The 8,911-nt window shown below is 66.4% G+C and carries 9 protein-coding genes; 6 read left to right on the plus strand and 3 right to left on the minus strand.

The genetic code is table 11. The features are described 5' to 3' along the window. The 3 genes from AB0J09_RS46515 to AB0J09_RS46525 all read right to left on the minus strand — a co-directional run. Window positions 1-836, minus strand: an 836-nt coding sequence (locus AB0J09_RS46515) for an antibiotic biosynthesis monooxygenase (RefSeq protein WP_360706347.1), incomplete at its 3' end; no start/stop codon positions are given. A 220-nt stretch (window positions 837-1,056) separates the two neighbouring features. Then, window positions 1,057-1,185: a zinc-binding dehydrogenase gene (locus tag AB0J09_RS46520; protein ID WP_360706350.1), complete on the minus strand. Its 129-nt coding sequence runs from the start codon at window positions 1,183-1,185 to the stop codon at window positions 1,057-1,059. Beyond that, entirely contained in the window at window positions 1,182-1,592 is a 411-nt protein-coding gene (locus tag AB0J09_RS46525; protein ID WP_360706353.1) for a nuclear transport factor 2 family protein, read from the minus strand. The genes AB0J09_RS46520 and AB0J09_RS46525 overlap by 4 nt, the downstream gene beginning before the upstream one ends. 290 nt (window positions 1,593-1,882) lie before the next feature. Here AB0J09_RS46525 and AB0J09_RS46530 point away from each other — a divergent pair, with 290 nt between their 5' ends. The 6 genes from AB0J09_RS46530 (at window position 1,883) to AB0J09_RS46555 (ending at window position 8,776) form a co-directional block, all read left to right on the plus strand. Further along, window positions 1,883-2,083 carry a hypothetical protein gene (locus AB0J09_RS46530; protein ID WP_360706356.1) on the plus strand — a complete coding sequence of 67 codons (201 nt, stop codon included), beginning with the start codon at window positions 1,883-1,885 and terminating at the stop codon, window positions 2,081-2,083. A 20-nt stretch (window positions 2,084-2,103) separates the two neighbouring features. Continuing rightward, window positions 2,104-3,219 carry a LacI family DNA-binding transcriptional regulator gene (locus AB0J09_RS46535; RefSeq protein ID WP_360706359.1) on the plus strand — a complete coding sequence of 372 codons (1,116 nt, stop codon included), beginning with the start codon at window positions 2,104-2,106 and terminating at the stop codon, window positions 3,217-3,219. Window positions 3,220-3,483: 264 nt separating this feature from the next. Further along, window positions 3,484-4,452: an extracellular solute-binding protein gene (locus tag AB0J09_RS46540; protein ID WP_360706364.1), complete on the plus strand. Its 969-nt coding sequence runs from the start codon at window positions 3,484-3,486 to the stop codon at window positions 4,450-4,452. A gap of 28 nt (window positions 4,453-4,480) precedes the next feature. After that, entirely contained in the window at window positions 4,481-5,548 is a 1,068-nt protein-coding gene (locus AB0J09_RS46545) for an ABC transporter ATP-binding protein (protein WP_360706367.1), read from the plus strand. Continuing rightward, entirely contained in the window at window positions 5,545-7,347 is a 1,803-nt protein-coding gene (locus AB0J09_RS46550; protein ID WP_360706369.1) for an iron ABC transporter permease, read from the plus strand. The genes AB0J09_RS46545 and AB0J09_RS46550 overlap by 4 nt, the downstream gene beginning before the upstream one ends. 43 nt (window positions 7,348-7,390) lie before the next feature. Next, entirely contained in the window at window positions 7,391-8,776 is a 1,386-nt protein-coding gene (locus AB0J09_RS46555) for an adenylosuccinate lyase family protein (RefSeq protein WP_360706372.1), read from the plus strand. Window positions 8,777-8,911 lie beyond the last annotated feature (135 nt).

The following is an 8,911-nucleotide window of genomic DNA, read 5'->3' on the forward strand; positions in this document are numbered from 1 at the left end:
ACTCGGCAAATTGCCCCCGTAACTTCGGGAGAAGGGGGACCTCTGCTGGTGTAGGACCGTGCGTCCGAGGCTGGTGGGGGTCGCAGTGGCCAGGGCTGGTACGGCGGGGCGACTCCCCAGCCCCAGCGCGGTACCGGCGCCTGGGGCGGCGGGGTCGCGCCCGGCTGGGAGTTCTGCACCGCGATGCGGGTCCCCCACTCGATGTAACCGAAGAAGGCCGCCCGGAACTCTGGGTCGCCCGGCAGCCCCACCTCGTCGGCCGCGTCCATGAGCAGGGATACCCACCGGCGGCGCTGGTCCTCGCGGATATGCTTGCCGAGATGGTGGGCGAGCATCCGGGGATAGCCGCCAAGCTCGCGGGTGTAGCGGTCGGGGCCGCCGAAGACCTCCGACAGCCAAATGGAGACGTGCTTCGGATGGTCGGGGCTCATGTGCGCGAACAGGGGGCCGATCAGGTCGTCGGCGACCACGTGGCAGTAGAACACCTCGGTGAGCCGTTCGAACGCCGCCGCTCCGCCTGCCCAGTCGAACAGGGTCGGTTCGGTCCTGACGATGGTCTGCTCGTAGTGCCGCATTTCCTCGATGTTGGAGACGTACGGCTTGATCTCTGCGAAGAACTCGGCGAAGTGGGCACTGTTCCGGAAGCCCACCATGTGGTCGTCGGCCGAGGTCCAGACGATCCGCAGGATGTAGCACTCGGGCTCGTCGACGCATCGCGACAGCTCGTAGTCCAGGCACTGGGGCGCCTTGCCCAGGGGCACGACGGCTCGCCGGTAGGCGGCCTCGAACTTCTCCGCCGCGGCGGGAACGCGGTAGCGGATGTACTCAACGATCAAGTTTCCTCCTCGGACGAGGTAATCAAGTAATCATCATAATGAGGGCACATGAGGGGATTTCGCGCAGAATGTCGCTTTGCGCTCTATCGGTTGCGGCGACCGCCTCCAGGTGATCATGGAATGCGGCCACCGACGGCGGGAAGGATGGCATCAACCGTCATCTGGAAGCTCCGCCGGGCTCGGGACCGCCTTCACCGGCCCGCGTACGAGAACTCGCCGTTCAGGCGTTGACGACGACCATCTTGCCCTTGGCCTGGTTGGCCTCCATCACGCGGTGCGCTTCGCGAACCTCCCCGAACCCAAGGACGCGCGACGGCTTGGCCTTCAGCAGCAGACCCGCACGACTCATCGCTGCCGGAGCGTCATGGGCAGGCCGAACGCGGCGAGCAGGTGGGGCTCGAAGGTGGTGATCTCAACGATCCGGTCTCCTGAGGTCCGCAGCACGTCTAGGTTTTGCGCGCGGTACACCGTCGTGCCAGGGCGCTGCACGTAGCCTGCTAGAGCGGGTCGTCCGTTCGCCTGTGTCGGCAGGTGCCGCCAGCGGCCGAGGTAGGCGGGGGAGCCGGGGTCGAAGGAGGGGGCGACGAAGGTCAGGATGTCCTGTCTTCCGGTGAACCACAGCGGGTTGGGCGGCATCGTGAGCACCGCGTCCTCGGCCAGCAACTCGGCCATCATGGCCAGGTCGGCTCGTTCGGCGACCAGCATGTAACGGCGCACGATCGCCTGCTCCTGCCTGGTCGTCTCGGGCGCGTGCACCCACTGGGAACGGTCGAGTGGCAGGTGCTCGCGTAGCGCCGATCTGGCCGGCTGCAGCGCGCTTTTGACCGAGGCCAGGCCCGTGTCCAGTGCGCTGGCAGCCCCGCGCCGTGCTCGGCCTCCTGGACGACGCCAAGCCGGGTCTCGAGGTCGCCCTGCATGCGCTGCTGCCATAGGGACGCGAGGCGATCGTCAAGATTGCCGAACAGTGGCTGGAGATCGACCGCTCGCACCGCAAGCGCGCCCATCGCGGTTCGCGGCTGGAGGCGTTTTACGCCTCGGATTCGACGGTGCTGCGGGTGCTGCAGGCGACCGGGATCACGGTGGTCGAACGCCCCCTCCGCGAGTGTCGTCCACGCCGGGAGCTGCCCGAGTGGGCCGAGCTGGTGCCGGGCGTCATCACGATCTATGACCTCACCCATTTCCTTGGCCTGCCCCGCTGGTGCGTGATCGCGGTTATGGAAGTGGTCTCGACGACGAGGTACTCCTGACCGAGCTGCGCGGCGGTCAGGTGCCCGACCTCTACGCCTTCCCGGTGCTGCTCGCGCTCACCGACAACGGGTTCTGCTCGACCATTTATCGTGATCGGGATCCCCTGCTAGGGTTTGCTTCCATGACAGGGCGGGTGACCTTGATGGATGTCGCTCGGCACGCCGGAGTGTCGCGCGCAACAGCCTCATATGTCATCACGGGTACGGGACGCGTCTCCACAGCCACCCGCCAGCGGGTGTTCGCCTCGATGGAAGCACTCGGGTATGTCTACCACCAGGGAGCTGCCTCCCTTCGCCGCCAGACCGCCCGGACCGTCGGCGTCGTGGTGCCTAACATCGACCGGCTTTTCTTCGGCGAGGTGCTGATTGGGCTAGAGTCGACCCTCACCACGTCCGGGTACATGTCACTGATGGTGTCGACCCGAGACAACGTCGATCACCAGGCGCGCGCCGTGCGGATGCTTCGTGAGCATCAGGTGGCGGCACTTGCGATCATCCCGGCGACCGGCAGTGGCGCGGGTCTGATCGACCACATTCACTCGTGGGGTGCGCCAACCGTCTTTCTGACCCGCTACATCGCTGGATTCGCGGAGCCCTATGTGGGCTCCGACGAAGTGCGGGGAGGCTATTTGGCGGCGAGCCACCTGATCCAGTCCCATCAGTGCCGATCCATCGCCTATGTGGGTGGACCTGAGCTGGGCGTCGCGCGAATCGACCGCCTTGAGGGGGTACGGCTCGCGATTGGCGAGTCGAACGCCGAGATCGGCCTCACTGACAGTCCGTCCGCGTCCACGGTCGAGGCCGGGCTGGCGATCGGACGCACCCTTGTCGCCGGCGAGTTGCCGCAGGGCATCATGTGTCACAACGACACCGTGGCCATGGGTCTCGAACGCGCCCTGCATGATGCCGGCCGGGTCGGGGAAACACGGGTCATCGGTTATGACGATGTCTCCGCGGCGCAGGCCTGGGTGCCGGCGCTCACCAGCGTCGCGACCAACGGTCGTCGCCTCGGTGAGGCCGCCGCTGAGGCGCTTTTCGCGGTCATCTCGGGCGCCGAAGAGACGGTGCGTTCACACGTGGAGCCCCCGCGGTTGATCGTCCGCGAGTCGTGCGGCGAGCACTCGGAGCCGGAGTAGCGGGCTGCGGCCCCCTCCGTGACTAAGAGTTACCTCATACACACCCGGGGGTTATCTCCGGATCACACGGACGCAAAACTCTTGACACACAGTCGCCCTACCTGGTTTTCTCCATCACCGTTGGTGAATCGATCCATCACCCCGCCCCGGACGGCCGTCCGGGCCCAGCGGCGTAGAGGGAGGCAGGGCGTGAAGCGAACAGCGCGGGCAGTCGCCGTGGCGGTGATGGTTGCGGCCGTCGGACTTGCGATGACAGGGTGCGGCTTGTCTTCTGGGTCGGACAAGGGCGGGAAGAGCGTCGTGACGGTCTACTCGCCGCGTCCGAGCAACATCACCAGCTATGTCGTCGCCGAATTTGAAAAGGCCCACCCGGAATACCAGGTGCAGCTGCTGACCCTGGGCGGGCAGGAGGTCGCCGACCGGGTAAACGCCGAGAAGAGCCACCCGCAGGCTGACGTGTGGTGGGGCGGTACGCCGCAGCAGTTCGAGCAGGCCGCAGCCAAGGACCTCCTCACGCCCTTCTCGAGCGACATCCTCGGCCGCGTCCCCAACCAGTACCACGGGTCGAAGGACACGTGGCTCGCCGAGCAGCGACAGCTGCAGCTCATCGCCTACAACCACGACATGATCAAGGAAGGCGACCTCCCCAACGACTGGGCTGACCTGGCGTCGCCGAAGTACAAGAACAAGATCATCATCCGCGATGTGGCGCCCTCGGGCACGATGCGTAGCGTCTTCACCGCGCTCATCTCCCAGCAGTACCAGAAGACCGGTAAGCCGGACGAGGGATATGCGTTCCTTCGGACGCTGGACGCGAACACCAAGGACTACGCGGCGAACCCTCAGGATCTCTACCTGCGGCTGCAGCGACAGGAAGCGGCCCAGACGATCTGGAACCAGCAGGACATCCTCGCTCAGGCAGCCAAAGGTGCCCCCTTCTCGCTCAAGGTTCCGGCCTCCGGCGTCCCGATCAACCTCGACGGCATCGCCAAGGTCAACCACGGCCCGAACAGTCCGGGCGCCGAAGCGTTCGCCAACTTCGTCCTCTCGGAGAAGACGCAGACCTGGCTGGCCCAGAACGCCTTCCAGATCCCCACGATCAAGATCAGCCAGGAGCCCGACTGGCTGGCGGGCCTCAAGTTCACGGAACTGAACGTCGATCGCAAGGTCGTGGCCGCGAACGAGGCGACGTGGATCAACTACTGGCTTGAGAACGTGAAGAACCGCGGCTGACCATTCTCGAACCGTCAGAGGAGCGCACATGCTGCCGATCCACCTCGACAAGGTGAGTAAGACCTACCTGACCGCACCCGACACCGAGCCCACGATCTCAGTGGATCTGACGATCCAGGCCGGCGAGTTCTTCACCCTCCTCGGCCCATCGGGCTGTGGCAAGTCGACCATGTTGCGAATGGTGGCCGGATTCGTGGCGCCCACGACCGGATCCATCCGGTTCGGAGACCGTGACGTCACGAATCTGCCGCCCCACAAGCGCGGGGTCGGCATGGTGTTCCAGAACTACGCACTGTTCCCGCACATGTCGGTCGCGGACAACGTGGCGTACGGCCTCAAGGTGCGCAGGGTCGCCCGCGGCGACCGCGCCGCACGGGTGGACGCTGCCCTGTCGATGGTGGGTCTGCAGAGCATGGCTGACCGCCGCATCGATCAACTCTCCGGCGGTCAGCAGCAGCGAGTCGCGCTCGCCCGGGCGGTCGTCATCGAACCGGCACTGCTCCTGCTCGACGAGCCCCTGTCGAATCTGGACGCCAAGCTGCGTGAAGAGACCCGGATGCAGATCCGCGAGGTACAGAAGAAGGCAGAAACGACCGCTGTCTACGTCACACACGACCAGGCGGAGGCGATGGCGATGAGCGACCGGATCGCGGTGCTCGCCGACGGGAAAGCACACCAGATCGACACGCCGCGCCGGATCTATCGTGAGCCCGCGACGTCATTCGTGGCCCGGTTCATCGGTCGAAGCAACGTCCTGCCGGTCACCGTCGTCGAGGCGGGTTCCGAATCCGCCACCGTCTCTCTCGGGGGTGGCACCATCGCCGTTCCTCGGTCTCCCCACATGGCCGTCTCCAACGGTGCTCCGGCGGAGCTTGCGGTGCGCCCGGAAGCCATCCGACTGAGTTCGGAGGTGGAGGCGCAGTTGGGGGGCGTCGTGACCCAGGTCGAGTACATGGGCGCAACCGTGACGGTGGACATCGACGTCGACGGCACCCACGTGGTCGTGTCGGCACCGGACCGGACCCCCGTACCTGATCAAGGCGCGCGAGTAGGTCTCGCCGTCGACGAGCGCAACACCTGGTTGATACCAGCATGACGACTACCCACCTCGACCCGTCGCCGCGCGACGAGGCCCAGTCGACAATCGGCCAGTCGGCCGCGAAAGGCCCAGGACGCCGTCGGTGGCTGACCGCTCACGACAAGTTCATCTACGCGCTGGCGGTGCCCATCTTCCTCGTCATCGCCTTCTTCATCGTGATTCCGATGGTGCAGACGGCGATGACAAGCTCCGGCGGCGCCGGATTCGTCGACAACTACTCGACGTTTCTCTCATCGGGCGGCACGCGAACGGCACTCCTGCTCTCCGTCGGCATTTCGGTGGGATCCGTCCTGCTGTGCGGTGTGGTCGGCACGTTGCTGGCGGTCCTGTTGACCCGATTCGACTTCCCAGGTCGCCGCGCGCTCGAAGTGTTCGCGGTACTCCCCATGGCGTTGCCTCCGCTCATTGGCGCGGTCTCCTTCGTCCTGCTCTTCAGCGAGACGGGCATCGTGCCGAGAGCGGCGCAGCAACTCCTGGCAAGCGGTGCGGCTCATCTGGCTGTCACCGGTGTCGCCGGCGTCCTGCTCGTGCACACCTTCACGATGTACCCGTACTTCTACCTTTCCGTCTCGGCCGGGTTGTCGGGCATGGACTCCTCCATTGAAGAGGCGGCGTCCAGCCTCGGTGCGCCGAAGTGGAAAGTCTGGGCGACGGTCGTGCTGCCGATGCTCACCCCGGCGCTGGTTTCGGGCGGGCTGCTGACGTTCATGACGTCGATGGCCTCGTTCACGGCACCCCAGCTCTACAACGTCCAGACCCTCACGATGCAGATCGTCGCGACCCGCACCAGCGGCCTGTACGAGCTGGCGGCCGCTCAGTCGACGGTCCTCGCCGCAGTTTCGATCCTCTTCCTTTTGCTCATGCGCTGGTACCAGAGCCGGCGTATCCATCGCAGCCTGTCCAAGGGCATCCAGCGGTCGCGGACCAGGACCAGGGGCCTCGGGTCGGCCTTCGCCCTCGTCGGCAGCCTCGTGCTGAGTCTCGTTCTGCTGGCGCCGATCGCCGTCATCGTCCTGGTGTCCTTTTCCGTCGACACCTCCTGGACCGTCCAGGTCCTTCCCGAGGAGTACACGCTCGACAACTACGCTCGGATCTTCACCGACCCGGCCAGTCTGCTTCCGATCAACGTGAGTGTCCAGACGAGCCTCATCGCGACGGCCGTGGCCATCGTGATCGGAGCCGCCGCAGCCTGGATCGTGGCGCGTTGGCCGGGCCGCGGCAAGTCGCTCCTCGATATCGCGGTGATGCTGCCGTGGGCGCTGCCCGGCACGGTCATCGGCATCAACCTGGTGACCGCCTTCAACGGACCTTCGCCGTGGAACCTGGGGATCGCGCTGGTCGGGTCGATCGCGATCCTGCCGGTGGCCTACTTCGTCCGATACGTGCCGCTGGTGTTCCGATCCACGAGCGCCTCGATCGCTCAGCTCGACACCTCCATCGACGAGGCGGCGCAGTCACTGGGCGCCTCTCCCCTACGGGCCTTGCGAACCGTGGTTTTCCCCCTGATCTTCAAGGGGATTCTCACTGGCGCTCTCCTCGCCTTCGTCGACGGCGTGGGCGAGTACGTCGCCTCCGTGATCGTGTATCCGGCGGGCCTGCCACCGATGTCGGTGGCGATCTACCAGCGGATCTATTCAGCGGAGTTCGGGACTGCCGCGGCGTATGGCACGCTCCAGATCGTCCTGATCTTCGCCATTCTCGTCCTGTCCAATCGACTGGAGCGCGGGCGCCGGCAGCGGCGCTCCCGCAAGTCGCCGATTCGGGGTGGCGCACTGGCGGCCGCCCAGGGGGTGTGAGGACGTGACGACGGGTAGCGCAACCGACGCCCGACGGACGACCGTGAGAACGATCGCCGACGTGGCAGGCCGGGCGACGCGCTTCACCGACTACAGCGTGCCCGATGCGGGAATCCGGGCGCTCTTCACGACCGAGAGCGTCTGGCAGGCCTGGCTCGACGTCGAAGCCGCGCTGGCCCGGGCCGAGGCGCAGGTCGGGATAGTCCCGACCCGAGCGGCCGCGGCCATCGAAACCGCGGCACACCTGGCCCGGCTCGATCTGGAGCGGGTCCGCCGCGCCCTGGCTGACCAGGGTCATCCCTTGATGCCGCTGATCTCCGAGTTGGCCCGGGTGGCCGGCCCCACGGCCGGTGGCTACGTCCACTGGGGCGCCACGTCTCAGAACGTCATGCAGACCGGCCACGCGGTCCTGCTGAAGCGGGCGCACGCTATCACCTCCCGCCTTCTCGCCGAGGTCATCGCCGCTGTCGCGGACCTCGCCGAGCGGAGCGCGGACACGCTCATGGCGGGGAGGACCCACGGCCAGCATGCCGTACCGATCACCTTCGGGTTCAAAGCGGCCACCTGGCTGGACGATCTCGTCCGCGCGCACCAGCGCAACGGGACAGCAGTTCGACCATGCCTGACGGTGATGATGGGCGGCGCCGTGGGGACTTTCGCCTCACTCGGCGAGCGGGGTCCGGAAGTCCAGGAACTCATCGCCCGGGATCTGGAACTGGAGCCGATGGCGGTGCCGTCGCGGGCAATCCTCGACCCGTTCGCGGCGTACGTGTCGGCGTTGGCCGTTGCGTCAGCGTCCGCGGCCCGGGTGTGTCTCGATGTCGCGACGCTCATGCAGACTGAATTCGGCGAGGTCAGCGAGCCTGTGCCGGCGGGCTCGGTGGGCAGTTCGACGATGCCTCACAAGCGTAACCCGAAGCTGACCTACGACGTGCTCAGCCTCTCCGCCGAGATTCGCGCCCTCGCGCCGATGGCGGTGGCTGCCCTCATCCACCCGCACGAGGCCGATGGCGCGGCCACCGCCTCGATGACGGACATCCTGGAGCGGTCGCTGGTCTCCATGGGAGATCTGCTGGTTCGACTGCGCCACATCGTGTCCGGCCTGGAGATCTATCCGGACCGGATGCGCGAGAACCTGGGCCGCAGCGGCAACCTCATCTCCTCGGAGGCCGTCATGCTCGCCTTGGGTGAGGCGATCGGCCGCGACCGCGCGCATGAAATCGTCTATCAGGACGCGATGAAGGCGGCGACGACGGGTCAGGATTTCCTCGACGTGCTGCGCAACGACCGGTGGGTCACTGATCAGATCGACGAAGCCCAGTTGCGAAAGCTGCTCGACCCCGCGGCCCACACGGGCCTGTCCCAGGGCATCGCACGCAGCGCCGCACAACGCTCGCGAGAGTACCTGGCGAAGCACGCGGGGGAGTAGATCTGATCTCTCCTCCCACCGGCGACTGAACCGCCCCGGATCTAGGGCCTGTTTCAGAAGTGGATCACCTGGGTGGTCCACTTCCGAGACGATCTTTGTGTGGGTCGGGGTGATTTGACCGTCGCGCAGTGGGCG

This window comes from Nonomuraea sp. NPDC049784 (genome assembly GCF_040659615.1).
Classification (GTDB): Bacteria; Actinomycetota; Actinomycetes; order Streptosporangiales; family Streptosporangiaceae; genus Nonomuraea.